This window comes from Nocardia arthritidis NBRC 100137 (assembly GCF_001612765.1).
GTDB lineage: Bacteria > Actinomycetota > Actinomycetes > Mycobacteriales > Mycobacteriaceae > Nocardia > Nocardia arthritidis.
On sequence record NZ_BDBB01000035.1, the window covers coordinates 22,477 to 44,155 of the forward strand.

General features: G+C 69.5%; 11 protein-coding genes (1 of these 11 cut by a window edge). 8 read left to right on the plus strand and 3 right to left on the minus strand.

Annotated features, from left to right (window positions below; genetic code table 11):
• Both NA8_RS23115 and NA8_RS23120 read left to right on the plus strand, forming a co-directional pair.
• Nucleotides 1-11,433, plus strand: partial view of a non-ribosomal peptide synthetase gene (locus NA8_RS23115; RefSeq protein ID WP_063052448.1) — the final stretch only. The gene continues 13,857 nt to the left of window position 1, outside the view; 11,433 of the gene's 25,290 nt are visible here — the last part of the coding sequence; its start codon lies beyond the left edge, outside the window; the stop codon is at nucleotides 11,431-11,433.
• Nucleotides 11,434-11,470: 37 nt separating this feature from the next.
• Nucleotides 11,471-11,689, plus strand: a complete 219-nt coding sequence (locus NA8_RS23120; protein WP_063052449.1) for an MbtH family protein — start codon at nucleotides 11,471-11,473, stop codon at nucleotides 11,687-11,689.
• Between the two features lie 59 nt (nucleotides 11,690-11,748).
• On the opposite strand, the gene NA8_RS23125 is transcribed toward NA8_RS23120, so the two are convergent.
• Nucleotides 11,749-13,095, minus strand: a complete 1,347-nt coding sequence (locus tag NA8_RS23125; protein ID WP_063052450.1) for a helix-turn-helix domain-containing protein — start codon at nucleotides 13,093-13,095, stop codon at nucleotides 11,749-11,751.
• A gap of 255 nt (nucleotides 13,096-13,350) precedes the next feature.
• On the opposite strand from NA8_RS23125, the gene NA8_RS34450 reads away from it, so the two are divergent.
• From NA8_RS34450 to NA8_RS23155, 6 genes are all read left to right on the plus strand, one after another.
• Nucleotides 13,351-13,539 carry a hypothetical protein gene (locus tag NA8_RS34450; protein WP_063052451.1) on the plus strand — a complete coding sequence of 63 codons (189 nt, stop codon included), beginning with the start codon at nucleotides 13,351-13,353 and terminating at the stop codon, nucleotides 13,537-13,539.
• Nucleotides 13,540-13,545: 6 nt separating this feature from the next.
• Entirely contained in the window at nucleotides 13,546-13,812 is a 267-nt protein-coding gene (locus NA8_RS23135) for a hypothetical protein (RefSeq protein WP_063052452.1), read from the plus strand.
• Nucleotides 13,813-14,336: 524 nt separating this feature from the next.
• Nucleotides 14,337-15,281: a hypothetical protein gene (locus NA8_RS23140; protein WP_157106864.1), complete on the plus strand. Its 945-nt coding sequence runs from the start codon at nucleotides 14,337-14,339 to the stop codon at nucleotides 15,279-15,281.
• Complete coding sequence (locus tag NA8_RS23145) at nucleotides 15,281-16,012, plus strand: TIR domain-containing protein (RefSeq protein ID WP_063052454.1); 732 nt, start codon at nucleotides 15,281-15,283, stop codon at nucleotides 16,010-16,012. Before NA8_RS23140 ends, NA8_RS23145 begins: the two co-directional genes overlap by 1 nt.
• 766 nt (nucleotides 16,013-16,778) lie before the next feature.
• Nucleotides 16,779-18,338, plus strand: coding sequence for a type IV secretory system conjugative DNA transfer family protein (locus tag NA8_RS23150; RefSeq protein ID WP_218019497.1), 1,560 nt, complete (start codon nucleotides 16,779-16,781; stop codon nucleotides 18,336-18,338).
• Nucleotides 18,322-19,032, plus strand: a complete 711-nt coding sequence (locus NA8_RS23155; RefSeq protein ID WP_063052456.1) for a DUF5663 domain-containing protein — start codon at nucleotides 18,322-18,324, stop codon at nucleotides 19,030-19,032. Before NA8_RS23150 ends, NA8_RS23155 begins: the two co-directional genes overlap by 17 nt.
• Before the next feature lie 46 nt (nucleotides 19,033-19,078).
• Here NA8_RS23155 and NA8_RS23160 read toward each other — a convergent pair whose 3' ends face one another.
• Both NA8_RS23160 and NA8_RS23165 read right to left on the minus strand, forming a co-directional pair.
• Nucleotides 19,079-19,951 (minus strand): aldo/keto reductase, encoded by an 873-nt coding sequence (locus tag NA8_RS23160; protein WP_063052457.1) that lies wholly within the window; start codon nucleotides 19,949-19,951, stop codon nucleotides 19,079-19,081.
• Nucleotides 19,952-20,314: 363 nt separating this feature from the next.
• Entirely contained in the window at nucleotides 20,315-21,568 is a 1,254-nt protein-coding gene (locus NA8_RS23165) for a TetR/AcrR family transcriptional regulator (protein ID WP_063052458.1), read from the minus strand.
• Nucleotides 21,569-21,679: the final 111 nt, after the last annotated feature.

Below are 21,679 nucleotides of genomic sequence, written 5' to 3' on the forward strand. Positions count from 1 at the left end.
GATGGTCATCGCGACCCGGGCCATCTGGCTCGCGTGATTGTCGAGCAGCGCGTCACGACGGTGCACTTCGTACCCTCCATGCTGGGGGTTTTCCTGGCGGAGCCACGCACGGGTGAGTGCATTACGCTGCGCAGCGTCTTCGCATCGGGCGAGGCATTGCCCGCGGTTACCGCGCAGCGGGCGCGAGAGGTGATCGGAGCGCGGGTGCACAACCTGTACGGCCCTACCGAGGCCGCTGTCGACGTCACCTATCACGAGGTGACCGATGAGGACCTGGTGACCGTGCCGATCGGCAGGCCAGTGGCCAACACCCGATTGTTGGTGCTGGACGCCCGGCTGCGGCCGGTGCCCGTCGGCGTGCCGGGGGAACTGTACCTGGCGGGTGCGCAGCTGGCACAGGGTTACGTGGCGCGCCCCGGGCTGACCGCCGATCGGTTCGTGGCCGGTCCGTTCGGGCCCGCCGGTGCGCGGATGTATCGCACGGGCGACCTCGTGGCCTGGCGGCCGGACGGTGAGCTGGAGTACCTGGGTCGGACGGACTTCCAGGTGAAGCTGCGCGGTCTGCGCATCGAGCCGGGGGAGATCGAATCGGCGCTGCTGGCGCTGGACGCGGTGGCGCAGGCCGTGGTGCTGGTCCGTTCGGACGAGCGGTTGGGCGATCAGCTGGTCGCCTACCTGGTCGCCTCGGGCCGCCACGAGCTCGACACCGAGCACCTGCGCGCCGCGCTGAGCGCCGGACTGCCCGCGTACTCGGTGCCGACGGCGTTCGTCGTCCTCGAGCGGTTCCCGCTCAACGCCTCGGGCAAGCTGGACCGGGCCGCACTGCCCGCCCCGGAGTTCGCGACCGCGGGCTACCGGGCTCCGGCTACCCGCGTCGAGGCGACCGTCGCGCGGATCGTCGCGGCGCTGCTCGGCGTCGAGCGCGTCGGAGCGGACGACGACTTCTTCGCCCTCGGCGGCAACTCGCTGATCGCGACCCAGGTCGCCGCCCGGCTCGGCGCCGAACTGGACGCCGAGATCCCGGTGCGCCTGCTGTTCGAGGCGCCGACCGTGACCGCGCTGGCCGCGCGGGTCGAACGGCTCGCGGGTACGGGCGCCAAGCCCGCGCTCGCGCCACGGCCGCGTCCGGAGCGCATTCCGCTCTCGCCCGCGCAGCAGCGCATGTGGTTCCTCAACCGCTTCGATCCCGCCGAGACCGTGCACAACATCGCGGTGGTGGTCCGCCTCACCGGCTACCTGGACCCGGATACCCTCGCCGCCGCCGCCGGCGATGTGGTCGGCAGGCACGAAACGCTGCGCACCGTGTACCCCGACCACGAAGGCGTCGGCTACCAGCGCATTCTCGACGCCACCCACGTTCCGTCGATCCAGATGCTGGACGCGGCGGGCGCGCTGCGCGAGTTCGTCGCCGCCCCGTTCGACCTGACCGCCGAGGTGCCGCTGCGCATCGGCTTGGTGACCCGGTCCGACCGCGATCACCTGCTGGCCCTTGTGGTGCACCACATCGCGGCCGACGGCTTCTCGATGGGCCCGCTGGCCCGCGATCTGGCCGCCGCCTACGCGGCCCGCGCGACACGCACCGCCCCGGCCTGGACCGAACTCGACCTGCAATACGCCGATTACGCGCTCTGGCAGCGGGAGGTGCTCGGCGCCGAGGACGACCCGCGCTCGGTGGCCGCGCGTCAGCTGGCGTACTGGCGCGAGACGCTGCGCGCGCTGCCCGCTCAGCTCGACCTGCCCGCCGACCGCCCGCGCCCCGCGATCGCCTCGCACGCCGCGGCGAGCACGACCACGACGCTGCCGGACGAGGTGGGCGACGGCATCGCCGCCGTGGCCGCGCGCTACGAGGCCACACCGTTCATGGTCGTGCACGCCGCGCTGGCCACCTTGCTGGCCAGGCTGTCCGGCACGGACGACATCGCGATCGGCGCGCCCGTCGCGGGCCGCGGTGACGCGGCGCTGGACGATCTGGTCGGCATGTTCGTCAACACTTTGGTGCTGCGCGCGCAGGTCCCCGGCTCGGACACCTTCGCCGCCGTGCTGCGCCGGGTGCGCGAGCACGACCTGGACGCCTTCGCCCACGCCGACGTGCCGTTCGAGCGCCTGGTCGAGGCGCTCGACCCGCCCCGCTCGCAGGCCCGCCACCCGCTGTTCCAGATCGCGCTGTTTTTCCAGAACCTCGCCCCGGTCACCCTGGACATGGCGGGCGTCGCTGTGGCCGAACACGAATTCGACTACGAGACAACGCCGTTCGACCTCCAGCTCACCGTCACCGACGACGCGCTGCGGTTCACCTACGCCACGGATCTGTTCGACGCCGCCACCGTCGAGACCTTCGGCGCGCGCTTCGCCCGCCTGCTCGCCGCGGTCACCGCCGACCCGGAACAGGTAATCGGCGACATCGATCTGTTCGGCGCGGGCGAACTGCATCGCGTGGTCACCGAGTGGAACGACTCCGCGCACACCGCCCTGCCCGACGAACTGCTGCTCGACGAATTCGAGGCGCAGGCCGCCGCGACGCCCGATGACCCGGCGCTGGTGTTCGTGCCCGACAGCGCGACGCCTCCGGCCACCGTGACCTACGGCGACCTGGACCGGCGCGCGAACCGGCTGGCCCGCCACCTGATCGCGGCGGGCGTCGGCCCCGAAACGCTGGTGGCGCTGGCGATCCGGCGCTCACCGGAGCTGGTGATCGCGATGTACGCCGTGCTCAAGGCGGGCGGAGCGTACGTGCCGATCGACCCCGACCATCCCGCGCAGCGCATCGCCCACATCCTCGAGACCGCGCGGCCCGTGGCAGTGCTCACCACGACGGCCGATCGGATCGACGCGGGCGAGTCCGCCGCCACCGTCCTCGTCGACGCCATCGCCCTGGACGGCTACTCCGACGACCCCATCGCGGCGGTCGAACGTTCCGCGCCGATCCACCCCGGCAGCCCGGCCTACGTGATCTTCACCAGCGGCTCCACCGGAAAACCCAAGGGCGTCACCGTGTCACACGCGGCGATCGTCAACCAGATGACCTGGATGCAATCGCGATACGGCCTCACCGCCGAGGACGTGTACCTGCAGAAGACCGCGACCACGTTCGACGTGTCGCTGTGGGGCTACTTCCTGCCGCTGCGCGTCGGCGCCACGCTGGTGCTGGCCGCACCGGACGGCCACCGCGACCCGGGCTACCTCACCCAGGTGATCGCCGAACGACGAGTCACCATCACCGATTTCGTGCCGTCGATGCTCAGCGTCTTCGCCGGGCACGTCGCGGCCGCCGGACACGGCGCCGCGCTCGAGTCGCTGCACACGGTGTTCGTGATCGGGGAGGCGCTGCCCGCCGAAACAGTGCGGGCGTTCGGCGCGGTGAGCGCCGCACGGGTGCACAATCTGTACGGGCCGACCGAAGCGGCGGTGAGCATCACCCACCGCGACGTGACGGGCGAGAGCGACCGCACCGTCCTGCCGATCGGCAACCCGGAATGGAACAGCCGGGTCTACGTGCTGGATTCGCGGCTGCGCCCCACGCTGCCCGGCGTCGCGGGCGAGCTGTATCTCGCGGGCGTCCAGCTCGCGCGCGGCTACCACGGCAGGCCGGATCTCACCGCGGACCGCTTCGTGGCCAACCCGTTCGGCGCGCCTGGGCAGCGGATGTACCGCACCGGCGATCTGGTGCGCTGGGACACCGGCGGCGACACCGCCGAACTGGTGTATCTGGGCCGCACCGACTTCCAGGTGAAGTTCCGCGGCCAGCGCGTCGAGCTCGGCGAGATCGAGGCCGCCCTCGCGGCCGCGCCCGGAGTGGCGCAGGCGGCGGCCCGGGTGGTCACCACCGTCACCGGCGACGACCACCTGGTCGGCTACCTCACCGCCGAGCCGGGCACGGCGCTGTCGGACGCCGGCGTGCTGCGCGCCGCCGCGGCCGCGCTGCCGTCGTACATGCTCCCCTCGGCGCTGGTCACCCTGGACGCCTTCCCGCTCAACGCCTCCGGCAAGCTGGACCGGAAGGCGCTGCCGGAACCGGTGTTCGACCGCGTCGCCTACCGCGCCCCGGTGACGCCCGCCGAACGCGTGGTGGCCGAGGCCGTCGAATCGGTGCTCGGCTCCGGGCCGATCGGCCTCGACGACCACTTCTTCGCGTTGGGCGGCAACTCGCTCAGCGCCACCCGGGTACTGGCCCGGATCGGCGACCGGCTCGGTCGCCGCGTCCCGGTGCGGCTGCTGTTCGAGGCGCCTACCGTACGGGCGCTGGCCGAACTGCTCACCGCCGACGCCGCCGAGACCGAGCGGGTGGTGCCGCTGGTGGCCGGGCCACGGCCGGAACGGATTCCGCTCGCGCCGGTCCAGCGCGGCATGTGGTTCCTCAACCGGCTCGACCCGGCTTCGCCCGCCCACAACATCCCGGTCGCGCTGCGCATCGAGGGCGAACTGAACGTCGATGCCCTGGCGGCCGCGTTCGCCGATGTCGTGGCGCGGCACGAGAGCTTGCGCACGCTGTACCCGGCCGACGCGACCGGCGCGGGTCACCAGGTGATCCTGCCGGCGGACAGCGCCGCCGTGCGGTTGACGGTCGAAGCGCCGGACGGCCGCACCGTCGACGACCGGATCGCCGACATCCGCACCGCCGGTTTCGACGTCACCGCCGAGGTCCCGGTGCGTGCCACACTGCTGAGCGAGCACGCCACAAGTCACGTCCTGGTCGCGGTGGTGCACCACATCGCGGCCGACGGCTACTCGATGGGCCCGCTGCTGCGCGACCTGCTGACGGCCTATCTCTCCCGCGTCCTCGGCACGCGCCCCGTCTGGCCCGCTCTCGCCGCCCAATACGCCGATTACGCCCTCTGGCAGGACGCCGAGCTGGAAAACGCCGCCGCGCGGCAGCTTCCGTATTGGGCCGAGACGCTGCGCGACCTGCCCGCCGAACTCGAGTTGCCCGCCGACCGTCCACGTCCGGCCATCGCGACCGGGCGCGGCGCGAACGTGCGGGCCAGAATCGGCGGCGGTGTCGCCGCGCGCGTCGCCGAACTGGCCGCGCGACACGACGCGACGCCGTTCATGGTGGTACACGCCGCCCTCGCCGTCCTGCTTGCGCGCCTGTCGGGCTCCGGTGACATCCCGATCGGCACTCCGGTGGCCGGCCGCGGCGCGGCGGCCCTCGACGACCTGGTCGGCATGTTCGTCAACACCGTGGTGCTGCGCACCCGCCCGGACCAGGACCGCTCCTTCACCGATCTGCTCGCCCAGACCAGGGCCGTCGACCTCGCCGCCTTCGAGCACGCGGGCGTGCCGTTCGACCGGGTGGTCGACGAACTCGGCGTCGAGCGCTCCCGGGCACGGCATCCGCTGTTCACCGTGGCGCTGAGCTACCTGAACGCCGGAACCGGCCCCTTCACCGTGCCGGGCCTCGAGCTGACCGCCGTCGAGTTCGACGAGCCGGTGGCCCGATTCGACTGGCAGTTCACCGTGTCCGCCGAGCCGGACGCCGACGGTCATCTCGCGGTCGAACTGGACTACGCCACCGACCTGTTCGACGGCGCCACCGCCCGCGCCGTGCTGCGCCGCTTCGGCAGGCTGCTCGGCGCGCTCACGGCGCGACCGGACGCGCCGATCGGTACGGTCGATCTGCTGGCACCCGCCGAGCGCGCCGACCTGCTCGGCCGCCGGGGCGACGCGCCGGTGCCGCCGCACACGCTGGCCGAACTCATGGCCGTCGCGGTCGCGTCCGACCCGGACGCGGTCGCGCTGGTCGCGAGCGACCGGCAGCTGACCTACCGGACGCTGGAGGAGCAGTCGTCGCGGTTGGCGCGCATGCTCATCGGACACGGAATCGGCGCCGAGGACGTGGTGGCCGTGGCGGTGCCGCGCTCGATCAGCTCCGTGCTCGCGGTGTGGGCGGTGGCCAAGACCGGCGCGGTGTTCGTTCCGGTCGACCCCACCTATCCGGCCGAGCGCATCGCGCACATGCTCACCGATTCCGGTGCGGCGCTGGGCCTGACGATCGCCACCTGCCGCGCGGCACTGCCCGGTGATGTCGATTGGCTGGTGCTGGACGCGCCGTCCACCGCGGCGCGGATGCGCCGCAACAGCGGAGCACCGATCGAGGCCGCCGAGCTGATCCGCCCCGTGCGGGTGGAGAACCCGGCCTGGATGATCTACACCTCCGGCTCCACCGGCACGCCCAAGGGCGTGGTCGCCACGCACGGCGGTCTCGCCGGAGTCGCGCTCGCGCAGCGGGACCGGTACGCGGTCACCGCCGATGCGCGCGTCCTGCACGTGGCCTCGCCCAGCTTCGACGCGTCGATGCTCGAACTGCTGCTGGCGTTGTCCGCCGGGGCGGCGCTGGTGATCGCGCCCCCGGGCGTCTACGGCGGCGCGGAACTCACCGCGCTCCTGCGCGATCAGCGGGTGACGCACGCGTTCCTCACCCCGGCCGTCCTGCCGACGCTCGACCCGGCCGAGCTGAGCTGCCTGCGGCAACTCACCGTCGGAGGCGAGTCCTACGGCCCGGACACGGTGCGGCACTGGGCGCCCGGCCGGTCGTTCCACAACACCTACGGCCCGACCGAGACCACCGTCATCGCGACGATCAGTGCGCCGTTGCGGCCCGGCGATCCCCTCGATCTGGGCACGCCGATCCACGGCATGTCCGCGCTGGTGCTGGACGGCAGGCTGCGGCCCGTGCCGGTCGGCGTCACCGGCGAGCTGTACCTGCGCGGTCCCGGCCTGGCCCGGGGATATCATGCGCGGCCCGGTCTTTCGGCATCCCGGTTCGTCGCCGACCCCTACGGCCCCGCGGGCGGACGGCTGTACCGGACCGGTGACCTGGTGCGCTGGACCCGATCGGGCGCACTACGCTATATCGGGCGTTCGGACCACCAGGTGAAGGTGCGCGGCCTGCGCATCGAACTCGGCGAGATCGACGCCGTGCTCGCGGCCCACGAGACGGTGCGCACGGCCGTCACCGTGGGCCACACCAGCGCCTCGGGCGCGGTGTCGCTGGTCGCCTACGTCGTCGCCGCGCCCGGCCACACGATCGACGTCGCCGACCTGCTGGCGCACGCGGCTCGCTCGCTCGCCGGGTACATGGTGCCGAGCAGCGTGCTGGTGCTCGACGAACTGCCCTTGACTCCGGTCGGCAAGCTGGACCGCACCGCGTTGCCGCGGCCCGAACTTCGCGCCGCGCCGTTCCGCGCGCCCGGCACCGAGGTCGAGCGAGCGGTGGCGCGAACGGTCGCGGAGGTCCTCGGACTCGAGCGCGTCGGCGCGGACGACGACTTCTTCGCCCGCGGCGGCAATTCGCTGACCGCGACCCAGCTGGCCGCGCGGCTCGGGGATCGGCTGGCGGTCGCCGTCGGCGTCCGCGCGGTGTTCGAGCACCCGACGGTCGCCGCGCTGGCCCGCGCGCTCGAGATCGCCTCCGGTGCGGCCCCCCGCCCCGCGCTCACCCGGCGTGCGCTGACCGGCCCCGTGCCCCTTTCGCTCGCGCAGCAGCGCATGTGGTTCCTCAACCGCCTCGATCGGCAGTCCACCGCCTACAACATCCCACTGGCGGTGCGCCTGACCGGCGAGCTGGACGTGGCGGCCCTGAACGCCGCGATCGGTGACGTCGTCGCCCGCCACGACGTGCTGCGCACGGTCTATCCGCTGCACCCGTCCGGGCCGGTGCAGGTCGTCTCGCCGGTCGCCGACAGCACCCCGGTGCTGGCGCCCATCGCCGTGGCGGCCGACGATCTCGGCGCGGCGGTGGCCGACTTCGTCGGCGGGGGGTTCGATGTCACCGAGACCGTCCCGGTCCGCGCCCGGCTGTTCGCCCCGGTCGACGGCGCCGCGGCGGATCCGGTGACCGAGCACGTGCTCGTCGTTGTGGTGCACCACATCGCCGCCGACGGCTCGTCGCTGGCGCCGCTGGCCCGCGACGTCATGCTCGCCTACGCGGCACGCAGACGCGCCGCCGCGCCGGACTGGCCGCCGCTTCCGGTGCAATACACCGATTTCAGCGTGTGGCAGCGCGAACTGCTCGGCGCGGAAGACGATCCCGCTTCGCTGCTGGCGCGTCAGATCCGGTTCTGGACCGAGACGCTGGCCGATCTGCCCGCGCAGCTGAGCCTGCCCGCCGATCGCCCGCGCCCAGCCGTCGTCGCTACGCGCGGCAGGCACGTCGATTTCGCGATCGCCCCGGACGTGCACGCCCGGCTGACCGAACTCGGCCGCGAATCCGGCGCGACGCTGTTCATGGTGCTGCACGCGGCGTTCGCGGTGCTGCTCGCCCGCCTCTCGGGCACCGCGGACATCGCGGTGGGCACGCCGGTGGCCGGGCGCGGCGCGGCCGAACTCGACGACGTGGTCGGCATGTTCGTCAACACGCTGGTCCTGCGGGCCCAGGTCGACCCGGGCGAGGATTTCGCGGGCCTGCTCGCTCGCGTCCGCGCCACCGATGTCGCGGCCTTCGCGCACGCGGACGTGCCGTTCGAGCGTCTGGTCGAGGTGCTCAACCCGGAGCGGTCCACCGCCCGTCATCCGCTGTTCCAGGTCGGCTTCTCCTTCCACAACCAGGCGGGAGCCGATTTCTCGCTGGACGGATTGACCGCCACCGCCGCCGATTTCGACTCCGAGGTCGCCCAGTTCGATCTGCACCTGGTCGTCACCGACCGCTACGGCCCCGGCGGAACCCCGGCGGGTATGGCGGCCTCGCTCACCTACGCCACCGCCCTGTTCGACGAGTCCACGGTGGCCGGGTTCGCCACCCGCCTGCAACGGCTGCTGAACGCGGTGTGCGCGGACCCGCGGCTGCCCGTCGGTGATCTCGCGCTGCTGGACCCGGCCGAGACCGAGCGCGTGCTGGTGACCTGGAACCGAGCCGGGCAGGCCTTCGCCCCGGCCACGCTGATCGCCGCGTTCGAGGCGCAGGCGGCCAGGACGCCACAGGCGATCGCCATCGTCGACGACGCCACGACCCTCACCTACGAGGAGTTCGCCGCGCGGGTCAACCGCCTGGCCCGGGTGCTCATCGCACGCGGGATCGGCCCGGAGAGGCCGGTGGCGCTGGCCATTCCGCGCAGCGTCGACCTGCTCGTGGCGATGTACGCGGTGGTGACGGCCGGTGGCGCGTACGTGCCGCTGGACCCGGCGCATCCGCTGGAACGCACCGCGAGCGTGCTCGCCGCCGCCGGACCGCACCTGGTGCTCACCTCGGCGGGCAAGCCGATGCTGCCCGTGACGGCATCGGAACACGGTGTGGTGCTCGATATCTCGACCGTCGCCGACACCGTGGCCGACCACCCGGTGCGCGACGACGAACGGATCGCCGCGCTCTCGCCCGCGAACACCGCCTACGTCATCTTCACCTCCGGTTCCACCGGCGTGCCGAAGGGTGTGGCGGTGCCGCACGCGGCGGTCGCGCATCAGCTGGACTGGATGCAGTCGGAATACGCGCTCGGCTCGGACGACGCGGCGCTGGTGCTGACCTCGGCCGCCTTCGACCTGTCGGTGTGGGAGTACTGGTGGGCGTTGCGAACCGGAGCCCGGCTGGTGCTCGCACCGCAGGACGCGCAGCGCGAACCGGCGGGCCTGCTCGACCTGGTTCGCCGCGCTTCGGTGACGACGCTGACACTGGTGCCCTCGCTGCTGGCGATGCTGGCCGAAGCCTCCGGCGAGCGCGGGCTACCGCGTTCGCTGCGCCGGTTGCTCGTCATCGGCGAGGCGTTGCCCGCCGCGACGATGCGGCGGGTCGAGGCGCTCACCACGGCCAGGATCGACAACCTCTACGGACCCACCGAAGCCGCGGTGTCGGTCACCCGGTTCCGGGCGGGAACCGATATCCGGCAGGCGCTGGTGCCCATCGGCACGCCTCAATCCGGCAACCGGGTCTACGTGCTCGACGACCGGCTGCACCCGGTGCCCGCCGGGGTGACCGGTGAGCTGTACCTCGGCGGCGCGCAGCTGGCCCGCGGCTACCACGGCCGAGCCGAACTCACCGCGGAACGGTTCGTGGCCGACCCGTTCGGGCCCGCGGGCGCGCGGCTGTACCGCACCGGCGACATGGTGCGCTGGGCCGCCGACGGCAACCTCGAGTACGTCGAGCGCCGCGATTTCCAGGTGAAGATCCGCGGCTATCGCATCGAACTCGCCGAGATCGAGCATGCCCTGCGCTCGCGGCCCGAGATCGGCGAGGCGATCGTCGTCGCCTACGACACCGACGGCGCGAACGCCGTGCTGGTCGGCTACTTCACCGCCGTCGAGCGGCTCGACCCGAGCGCGTTGCGCGCCGCGCTGGCCGACGTCCTGCCGAGCTACATGGTGCCCACGCAGCTGCGGCAACTGGAGACCTTGCCGCTCAGCGCGAACGGCAAGGTCGATCGCGCGGCCTTGCCGCGCCCGGAGCCGCACGCGCGGGAATTCCGCGCACCCGGCACCGACTTGGAACATGCCGTGTGCGCGGACTTCGCCGACGTGCTCGCCGCCGAGCGGGTCGGCCTGGACGACAACTTCTTCGAACGCGGAGGCAACTCGCTGCTGGCCACCCGCTTGGCCGCCCGCCTGAGCGCGGCGCTGGGCGAGCAGATCCCGGTGCTCTGGCTCTTCGCCGCGCCGACGCCGGCGCGCCTGATCGCCCAGCTGGAGCAGCACCGCTGCGGTCGCGGCCGGGTCGACGCGTCCGCCGCGTTCGACGTCGTGCTCGCGCTGCGCACCGGCGGCGCTCGGCAGCCACTGTTCTGCATCCATCCCGCCGGCGGTGTGGCGTGGTCCTTCGCGGGTCTCGCGGCGCACCTGGACCCAGAGCGGGACGTGTACGGCATCCAGTCGCCGGTGCTGAACCCGGGTGAGACCCTGCCGGAGTCCATCGACGACTGGGCGCGCCGGTACGTGCGGGAGATCCGCGCCGTGCAGCCCGAGGGGCCCTACCACCTGCTCGGCTGGTCGCTCGGCGGCGTCCTGGCGCACGCGGTGGCGACGCAGTTGCAGGAGCAAGGCCAGCGGGTCGCGGTCCTGGCCATGATGGACAGCCCGCTGCGGGTCGAGGCGGAGGAGGCCACCGCCCTGCCGGTCGCCGATCTGCTCGGCGGTTTGCTCGGCGAAGCGGCCGATGACGGGGACGCCGAACTGGACCTGCCCCGGCTCGCGCGCCGGCTCGCGCGACTGCCCGAGCCGTTCGCCTCGTTCGGCGCCGACCGCCTCGACCGAGTGCTGAGGGCCGGGGCCGGATCGCTGGAGTTGATCCGCCGCTACCGCCCCCGCCCGTACAAGGGCAACCTGCTGTACTTCACCGCCGCGCTGGACGATCCCACCGGCGCCGCGGGCGCCGCGAGCTGGGCCGACGCCGTGGACGGCACCGTGCACAACCACGCGGTGCACGCCTCGCACTGGCGGATGACCTCGGAGTCAGCGCTGGCGCGGATCGGCCACGTCCTCACCGCGGCACTGGCAGACACCGAGCGCCCCTAGATCCCCCTGACCCGACCAGGAAGAAGGAAAAACCGAAATGACCAATCCGTTCGACAACGACGACGCCAAGTTCTACGTCCTGATCAACAAAGAGGGCGAACACTCCTTGTGGCCGGTCTTCGCCGCCGTCCCCGGTGGCTGGACCATCGCCTACGGCGCGGCCAATCGCAAGTCCTGCCTGGAGTACGTGGAGACGCACTGGGTGGACATGCGCCCCAAGTCGCTCATCGAGGCCATGTCCACCGAGGCGAACTGACCACCTGAATACGCGGGGCGCGCCGGTCCCCATCCCCCTGCCGACCGGCGCGCTCCGCCTCAGGCCTTGACCTGCGCCGAGTCGATCACCGCGTGCGCATGCCGGCGCCATTCACCGACGGCTCTGGTGCGCAGGCCGCCGAGCGCCGAGTCGAACTGCATGGCGCGCTGGGTGACGGTGAGCCCCACATAGGTGTGCGCGTTCGTGATGGCGCTGGTCGCCACCGCGCAGGCTTCCTCGATCTCGCCGGAGGCAAGCAGCGCCGTGGCGTGCTCGAAGCGGACCAGGGCGGGCTCCATGGTCTCCGACGGGTCGTACAGCGCCATCGCGCGGGCGGCCGCCACGGCGGTCTCGTCGGCGCGGCCGAGGCGGGAATATCCGATCGCCTGATAAAAAGCGAGTTTCTCGGGGCGGAAAGAAAAAATACCGACCGAAAGGTCTTCCGGCCCGACGTCTTCCAAAGCCGATGCCGAACGCGCGATACAGCGCGCGAATTCGTCGGCGTGCCCGAGACTGGCGTGCGCGCGCGCCGCCATTCCCCACAACCACGCGGCGGCCGCGCCATAGGACGGATTTTCTTGCAATCGGCCGTCGAGTAACTGCAAAACTTCCTTCGGCTTATCGCTATAGGTGGGCAAATACGCGAGCCCGGCCAGGGCGATGTCCTCCGAATAGCGGTCGCCGATGTCCTGCGCGGCATGGATCGCGGTGGCATACCACATCCGCGCCTGGCCGAAATGCCCCTCGTTGAACAGGATCTCGCCGACTACGTTCGCCAGTCTGCCCGCCGTCCGCACCAGCCGGACCTGATGATGGGTTGGCTGCCGTTCGCCGAGACAGCTTCGGACCATCCGGAATTGCTCGAGCCCGGTCTGCAGCAGTTCGTGCGGCGGCACCTGCACCACCCGCGTGCCGAGGACCTCGGCCGACTGCTCCAGGAACGCCAGTCGCCGTTCGCTGATCGACCCCGCGTCGAGGGTTGCCAGCATCCGTTCCGGTTCGCTCGCCACCAGGTCCGCCGCCTGGCCTGCCAGGCCCGCGCCGATGCAGGCCAGCAGTTCTCGCCTTCTCACGTCGTCTTCCTCGACTTCCTTGTCGAGCCCGATTTCCCTACCGAGCTTGGTGTGCCTTTCGGGCGCCGAATCGGCGCTTTCGTAGTCGGGGGCGGTCGCCCGGCCCGTGACGATCGCACGCTCGAATCGTTCGACGACGACGGAATCGACCTGCGACAGGACTCTGTCGAGGAGACGCTGGCTAGCGGCGTGCATCCGGGTTGTCCGGCCGTTCTCCCACAGGACCACGGTGCGCGGTGTGACGCCCACCAGACGGGCGAATTCGTAACGGCTTCGCTTCATCGCCGTGCGAAGCGCATGTACAGCTTCGCCCGTCCAGTCGACCTCCACCATAGGTCTCTCTTCCTCGCTCCAGGCCGCTACAAACGGAAAGTACTCGCAATTACCGCATTCGGGTCTGTTATCTACCGAATCGCAACGCGCACTGTAGAACCGCACCCGGCATCGGGGGTCCGCCCAAACCCTGTCGAGGGCGCTCGTTGTCCGGAACCCGGCGCACGGTCCCGACGCGGCCCGATCCATCCGTGTCGAGCGCGATCCGGCGGCGCCTTCTCGGTGCCGGGTGCACTGCCCAAGTGGAGGTGAAAGATGGACGTGTTGCACTCGGACGTCAGAGAATTGTGGCTGGTGCAAAGCCGCGACTGCACGCAGGAACCGCTCGGTCTGACCTATGACCGGGCGCGGTTCCTCTGCGCCGTCCACGCCGGTCACGGCGCGAGCTGCCGTCAGTACCTAACCGCGTCGGCGTTCTGTTCCCGGCAGGACGCCGGCCAGTAATCGGCCGTGGAACCGCTGCTGAGCATGCTCGGCGCGTGCACGCTTCTGGTGGCCGCCATCATCGGCGTCGGATCGTGTCTGCCGCACGGCGGCGCCGAGGACGCGCACCGGCCGCCCGAGCAGCCGTTCACCGTCGAACAGGCGCATCGGGTGATGCAGGGCCACCGCCCCTGCCGCGCCGACGCCTGCCCCCGCAAGCAGGCAGCCTTCCGCACCCTGGTCGCGTCCGGCCGCGTCGTCCCCGACAGCAGGGCCGATGGATACTCGCGCTGACCGACCGTCGGCGCACCGAACTCGTTGCCATGCTGCCGCTCCTGTGGATCTGCCGGACGTTCGTGTCGAACGCCCCCGTCAGCGGTCGAACCCACCCGGCGCAACGGCGGATGCCGATGGCTCCCGACAATCCTCTGCGCGACACCATTTTGCCACCGCGCCGGTCCCAGGCAAGGAACTGTGCCTCGGAGCCGCCCCCCGGCCAGATCCTGCGGCCGCGCTCGATGGGGTGGTCGAAACCTGCTCGGCCGAACGGAATTCGGGCACGAATTGCCGTGCGCGGAGCAAACTGCTCGGCGTGGATTCCCCACGTGGACTCGAAGATCGATGCTATGGTCGAGCAATCGTAGGTTTTGGTACGAGTACAGATCTACTCTTCGCGAGATGAGTGACTATCCATTGGTATTCGGGGACCGTTGGATAGGCTGGCGGAGCTGTCGCCGACTGTGTTGTTGAAGTAATCATGTCGGCCTCGCCGCTGAAGCGTAGACAAATCTCATCGTGCCTCTTGTTTTAGGAGTGTCATGTCCTCGTTCGGGGAGGATGAGGGAAGTGGCGGGGCTTTCCTCGTGGATTGGGATCAGTACCGCCAAGCGCCGATCTTCGAGAACCTCACGGCAATCAATTTCTTCCGGCTGACCATCAATTTTCCGAGGTTCAAATCATGGGACGACTCGTCGAAAATGGGCATGCTGGCGGATTGTGTGTACGAGGAGGCGTACGAACTGCTCGCTCGATCGGGGCTGTACAGCTTCGACCAATTGAATCGCACCTCGGCAGACGACTCGGTGGGCGTGCACTACAAGGACGCCGATGCGGACTTCCGGCTGCAACTGACTACCTCGAACGAGTTGTCGCTGACGCGTCCGGGTTCTTCGATGAAGCGATTCTACGAGTGGTACCGCCTCATCATGCCGGAGGTTCACCGGCTGTACGAGAAGGTCCGTGAATTCATGGAGTTGTCCTCGGAGCCCAAGAACGGGACACGCCGCGACATCGTCCCCGCCCGGGCCGGTTTCTCCTTCAAATACATCCTGCATGACTTCCGCACAGTGGGCCGGGGCCCGCAAGAGGTGAAGAACTCGGCGCTCATCGGGGCGTCGATGTCGAAGGTGCCCGGCCCCGACGGCAGGCTCATCGAGCTGGACGAGAATCAGCTGGGCAGCCTGGGCAGAATCGATCTCGCGGTCAGTCGCTGGATCAGGGCGCCGGGCGGGACGATCCGAGAGATCTACAGTGTGGAAGCGCCCGGGAATCTCGACTACGGCACGATTTGGGCCGATTTCCACTATCTTGCGGAGACCAGGGACGACAAAGAGGGCAGGCGCATAGAACCTGATTTCTCCGACTTCTTGCGCCGTTTCGATCACCCGGTGACGGACTTTCTCCGGGATCGGGCTCTGATGGGCTACCTTTCCGACCTGACCCAGGGAGTCGAGTTCAAAACCACGCCGGGGCTGCTGCCCTGATGAAGACTCCGGATGAGCACACGGTCGCCTCTCGCGTGGCATTCGTCATCTCACCTTTCGGTGATCCCTACGACTCGTACTTCGACGAGATCTTCTGCCCCGCGCTCGAGAAGGCAGGCATGGTCGGCAAGCGAGGTGATTCGATGTTCAGAGCCGGCAACGTGATCCGGCAGATCTGGGACCTCATCGACGAGAGCGCGGTGGTCCTGGCGGACGTCTCGGAGCCGAACGCGAACGTGTACTACGAACTCGGGCTCGCGCATGCACTGGGCAAACCATGTGTACTGATCACGCGCGATACCTCGAGCATTCCTTTCGACCTGCGAAATCAGCGTCATCTCGAGTACCGTACGAAACGCCCGCGCTGGGCCGAAGTGCTCGAGGACGAGATCGTCCGGGCCGTCGTCGAGACCATGCAGCGCCCAGAACTGTCGGTCGTGTTCCCCGAGCGATCGGTGGCGGTCGCCGAGGCAGGCAAATCGCCGGAGTCGGCGCAGTTGCTGATGCTTCAGGCCGCCGTGGATTCACTGCGCCGTCAACTCGCGGCGGCGGAGCCGACGCCCGGATATCGGCCCGAACTCGGGCTGGGTACCGCGGACGAACTCGAAACGCTCGCCCAGAACATGCTGGCGCAGGGAAGTAGCCCGGAGGCAGTGGTCGAGGCGCTGCGGGAACGGGGCGCGCCCGCAGTGTGGGCGGAATCGGTTGTGCGTTCCATCAATTCGCAGTAGCGGGGGTTTGCCGATGCCTGATGACACACGAACTGCTGAGAACGCCGGCGTGATCCTCGCCAGCGACTCCCTGGTCGCGGCATGGACGGACGAAGAGAGAGAACGGCGTTCACGGTTCTCGGAGCGAATATACGCGTTCGCGGCGCACCTACCCGCCGGGGAGACGTTGACAGTTCGGCTCGAGACTCGCGACAAACCGGGTTCGCTACGAGTGTGTATGGTGCTGCGCACCGAGAACGGTGATCCCTCCGGCCACTTCGACGGACTCGTCGGTCTCCTCGGCGAGCCCGACAGCCCGATCGTGGGCACTGTCGAATCGGAGGTTGCGCGACCGACTCCGCCGCTGCCGCATCGCTATTCGATCCGCCGTTCCATGTTCCGCGCGGACACGCCGTCGCGGAGGCGGCCGTTGCAGCCCACATACGAGCCGCTGACGAGTTTGCGTGGTTTGTGCGCGGCGATGCTGGACCAGCCATTCGTGCGACTCGAGGTCGTCGTCAAGCCGATCGATCCGAACGGCCGCAGCCTCGAAGACCTGGCGCGCGACGCCAACGGACCGGAGGGAATGACCCCCGAACTGCTGACCAGCACTCTCCGGTCAGGTGGACCGTTCGTCCGCGCGACGGTGACGCTGGCGTGTAGCGATGAACCATCACCCCGGCTGCTCTCCGCAATTCGCACGATCGGAGCGCCGCTCGAGACCCAGCGTCTCGATGATTCCCGGCCGACCCCGGAAACTCTGGGCGTCCGCACCCTGGCGGCGCTGATGCGTATTCCGGTCGCGCATGAGGCATCCTTTCCCGGTTTCCCCGTCGTTCCGGCGCATTTCGTCCGTGCTCCGGAACAGGTCGTCAGCGCGGCCGCGGGCGAGGGCATTCGGCTCGGGCTGGCTCGGGATGCCAAAGGGGAGACCCTCGATGTGCTGCTGCCCGTGGCAGATTTCTCGCGCCATGTCTACATCCCCGGGCAGACCGGATCAGGTAAGTCGACGCTGCTGCGCGCCATGGCGTGTGAGGTGGCCGCCGCAGGTCACGGCATCCTGTTCATCGACCCGCACGGTGACGCCGCCGTCCGGCTCCTCGGCGACCTGCCTGCGAGCCGCACGCGCGACGTCCATTTCATCGATGCTTCCGATCTCGACGCGCCAGCGCCCATCAATCCGTTCGCCGTGTCGGATCTGTTGCAGCGAGATACAGCTCTGGCCAACGTTACGGCGATGTTCGAGGACCTCTTCGATCCCACTCAGCAGGGCATTGTGGGTCCGCGCTGGGAGTCCTGGTTCCGGATGGGGATGCTCACCCTGATCGCGGCGAAGGGGCGCAGAGCATCGCTGCTGGATGTCCCTCGCCTCTTTCTGGACAAGAAGTACCGGACAGCTCAGCGCGCGTCGGTGAAAGAACAGTTCTTGATGGATTTCTGGGATCAGGAAATGGCCCAGACGAACGCCAACACGCTGTCCGAGGTGCTGGGCTGGTTCACCAGCAAGTTCACCGCTTTTCGGACGAATGCGGTGCTGAGAGCGGTGCTCGGCAGTGGGCACGACATGCTCGACCCGACCGAGGTTATGGACAGCGGCAAGATCATCGTCGTTTCTCTGCAGAAAGGCGAGATCGGTGCTCCGATCGCGCAGCTGCTCGGCTACCTGTATCTCACCCGGTATTGGACGGCGGCACTGCGGCGAAGTACCGGAAAACCGTTTGCCCTCTTCGTCGACGAAGCACAGTCCTTTTCGAAAGGAGCGCTCCCGGACATCCTGGCGGAGGGACGGAAGTTCGGGCTGTACGCAGTCATAGCCAACCAGTACCTGGAGCAACTCTCCGAGCCTATTCAACACGCGCTGCTCGGGAATGTCGGCACGGTGCTGGGTTTCCGGATGGGGGACCGCGACGCGGAGCAGTTCGCCGGACGTTTCGGACCGGAATTCGCCACCGAGGCCCTGCGCCGCCTCCCCAACCACTACGCCGCGTGCTCGCTGTTGCTCAACGGTATGGTGCAGCCCGCCTTCAGTCTGGAGGGCGACCACATCTCGCGGCTGCGAGGTCGGTCGGCGAAATCCATGGAACGGCAGGTCGCATCGATCAAGAGGTCGAGTCAGTCCTTCTTCAAGAGCTCGCTGCGGACCGCGATCAAGTCACCGAAGCCCGAGGTGGACGCGAATCCGGCACCCGCGGCCGAGAGCATCACCGAATCCGAGCCCGCGGTCGCCGCGGAGGCGATAGGAACCACATGGACGCATCCCGCGGCCGGATCGTTCATCGACGCGCTGCGGGCCAAACTGAACAGGGCTCATAGCGAGAGTGGGACCGGTGATGATCGAGCTGAGTGACGCCACGTTGGAGAAGCTTGGGCTGGCGGATCTGCCGTCGGAAATCCGCCGGACCATCCTGGAAACGATGTACGAGCAACTCGAGTACCGTGTGGGAAGCGTGCTCTCCGCCGGCTTGACGGACGCGCAACTCGAGGAGTTCGAAGCGCTGATCAATACGGCGGAATACGGTTCGGGAGACGACGAGGCGGCGGCGCGTTGGCTGGCGGAGAATTGCCCCGATTATCAGACGAAGGTGGTCGACTGCCTGAACGATCTCCAGCTGGAGATCGCCGACAACAGGATAGCGATTCGCTCGATGGTCGTGAGTGCCGCGCCGGAACCACTGATCGATTTCGTCGAGGAAGTGACGAATCATCGAGACCCGGCCCTGGCGCGGGACCTGTTCATCTACATCGGCGATCTACAGGCGATACGGAATGCCGGCGTGCGAGAGTTGCGTGCGGTGCCGGATATCAGTCCGTCGGTGGTGAAACGCATTCGAGCGCTCGCCAGGAGCGACGCCGGCCCTGTTCATACCGGGTTACCGCAGCGGCAGCGAGATATTCTGACCGCGAAGTTCGGATCATGGGACAAGGTGCTCCGGGCATCGGACGCCGACATCCTGGCGGTGAAAGGGATCGGTCCCAGTACGCTCGCGCGGTTGCGCGGGAATCCGAACGTCCAGGACGGTGATTCGTCGCCGCCCGGCTGACCGGATTCGTCGCGTCCGGTAGCCGGGCCGGCGATCGGCCACTCGATCAGGCGGCGGCCGACAGTGCCTCGAACTCGTCGTCCGTCAGCGTGATTCGCGCGGCGGCGATGTTCTCCTCGACGTGCGCGACGCTGGAGGTGCCGGGGATCGGCAGTATCACGGGGGAGCGGCGCAGCAGCCAGGCCAGGGCGAGCTGGGCGGGGGACGAGCCGTGGTCGGCGGAGATGGCCGCGAGCGGACCGCCGGGGGCGGCGAGTTGGCCCGTGGCGATCGGGAACCACGGGATGAAGCCGATGTTCTCCTGCTCGGCGTAGTTCAGCACGTCCTCGTCGGCGCGGTTGGCCAAGTTGTACAGGTTCTGCACCGAGACGATGGTGGCGAGTTCGCGTGCCTGGCGCAGCTGTTCGACGGTCACCTGGGAGAGGCCGATGTGCCGGATCTTGCCCTCCTGCTGGAGCGCCACGAGTTCACCCAGCTGGTCTGCCAGCGGCACCTGGGGGTCGATGCGATGCAGTTGGTACAGGTCGATGCGGTCGACGCCCAAGTGGCGCAGGCTGAGTTCGGCTTGCTGGCGAAGGTATTCGGGCCGGGCGACCGGACGCCATTCGTTGGGCCCCTGGCGCGTGAGACCGGCCTTGGTGGCGATCACCAAGTCCTCCGGATACGGCCGCAGGGCCTCACGGATCAGCTTCTCGCTGACGAAGGGGCCATAGGAGTCGGCGGTGTCGATGAAGTTGACCCCGAGCTCGACCGCGCGGCGCAGAACGCGTACCGCCTCGTCCGGGTCTTTGGGATCGCCCCACACCCCGGGGCCGGTCAACTGCATCGCGCCGTACCCGAGCCGATGCACGGGAAGATCGCCGCCGATGGCGAAGGTGCCGGACGCCGCCGCGGTTTGCGCGTCGAGATCTGTGCTCATGTGGATGTTCCTTCCGAAGTCGGAAACTGCGCGAATGCTCTACGGGCGTCGCGCCGGGCCGGGCGCACGCTCTCCTGCCGCAACAGCGCTGTCGCGAGGTCGATTCCCACCGCGGTGTTCGCCGGTGGCGTAAACACCCCACCAGGGTGCCCGGCCGGGCCGATATCGACACCTGCGTTCGACGTCCTGCGCATCGGCATGGCCACGGTGGATGGCACGAGCCCACCGTACTCGGCTCACACGCAGCGAGTGGCACACCACCGAGGGACCTACATGCGACATAGCGCGGCCATGCGCCACTCGTGGGCGGGATAACCGGGACACGATCGGCGACGCGGCTTGTTTCGTCCGCGAATCGGCGGGCTACGCCGTGGGGCCCGCCGGCCGGTCGAAGAGGATCGCCTGCATCAGGTGGATCACGCGTCGCGGCGAGCACGCCGGGTCGGCGGAGCCGAAACGCTCACCAAGATCGACCACCAGTGCGAACGCGGCGTGTACCAGCAGGCGCGCCTCGGCGGCGGACAGCTCGGGCCGCACGCCGACCAGCAGTTTGGCCCACTCCTCGACATTGAGGCGCTGGATGTTGCGCAGCACGGTGCGCTCCTCCGGCGGCACGTTGCTGATCTCGGCGTAGTAGACGAACGTGAGCTCGCGCTCGGCGAACGAGCCCGCCACATACAGCTCGATCAGGGCGTCGAGCGCTTGCTCCGGCGTCTCGGCGGCGGCGACGGCGGGTCCGATGGCGGCCGACACCCGATCCGCCGCCCGGCGGAACGCCGCCGTGAGGATGTCGCCCTTGCCGCGGTAGAACCGGTACACCGCCGAGGAGGCGGGCAGCCCGGCGGCGGTCGCGATGTCCTCCACACTGACGTTCGGGTATCCGCGCTGGTGGAACAGCTCGACCGCGCGCATCAGCAGCAATTCGTGTTTGAAGGTCAGCGGGATCTCGGTGGCGGCGAAGCTCTCGGCTTCGGCGCTACCGGCAGGCGGCAGCTCGCACGCGGCGAGTCCGCGGCAGGCCGCCGTCAGCCGCGCGGTGAGCGCCCGCACCGGGATCGACACGTGGTGGTCGCCGATGCTGCTGAGCACGCTCAGCTCCGCGGCGGCCAGCACGGAGCGGTCGGCTTTGGGCAGTGCGGGCCTGGTCTCCGCGAGCAGCGAGGTGAGCGCCGCGTTCACCCCCGCGAGTTGATCGGCCAGGGTGGCCGCGTCGGCGTCCTCCAGGTAGCGCCGCTGCCAGCGCAGCAGCGCGGCGCTGCGCCGGTTGGCGATCGCCGCCTCGATCAGAGCGTCGAGCACGCGTTCGAGTCGTCGCGCGGGGGGCAGGCCGGTGGCATCCGGCAGCCGGGCCGCTTCCTGGCTGACCGCGCCCAACCGCAGCACTTCCTCGCGGAACAGCGCGTACTTGCTCGGATAGTGGCGATACAGCGCCGCGGAGCTGATGTCGAGCCGGGAGGCGATGTCGTCCATGCTGACGCCGTGGTAGCCCAGCGCGCCGAACGCCTCGGCCGACGCGGCCGCGATCTGCGCGCGGCGGTCGCGTGGGCGGCGCCGGATCACCCGCGCCGGTGTCCCGTCCGCCGCCTTGTCCGCAGTGTGGCGGTCCTGGGCACCCATGCCGCGATGGTAGCCCAAGCCAACGTTTGGTACACCGACGCTGCCCTGGCGGGGGAACAAGTGAATGATAGATCACAAAGAAGCTGTGATCCGACTTTCATGTCGCACTAT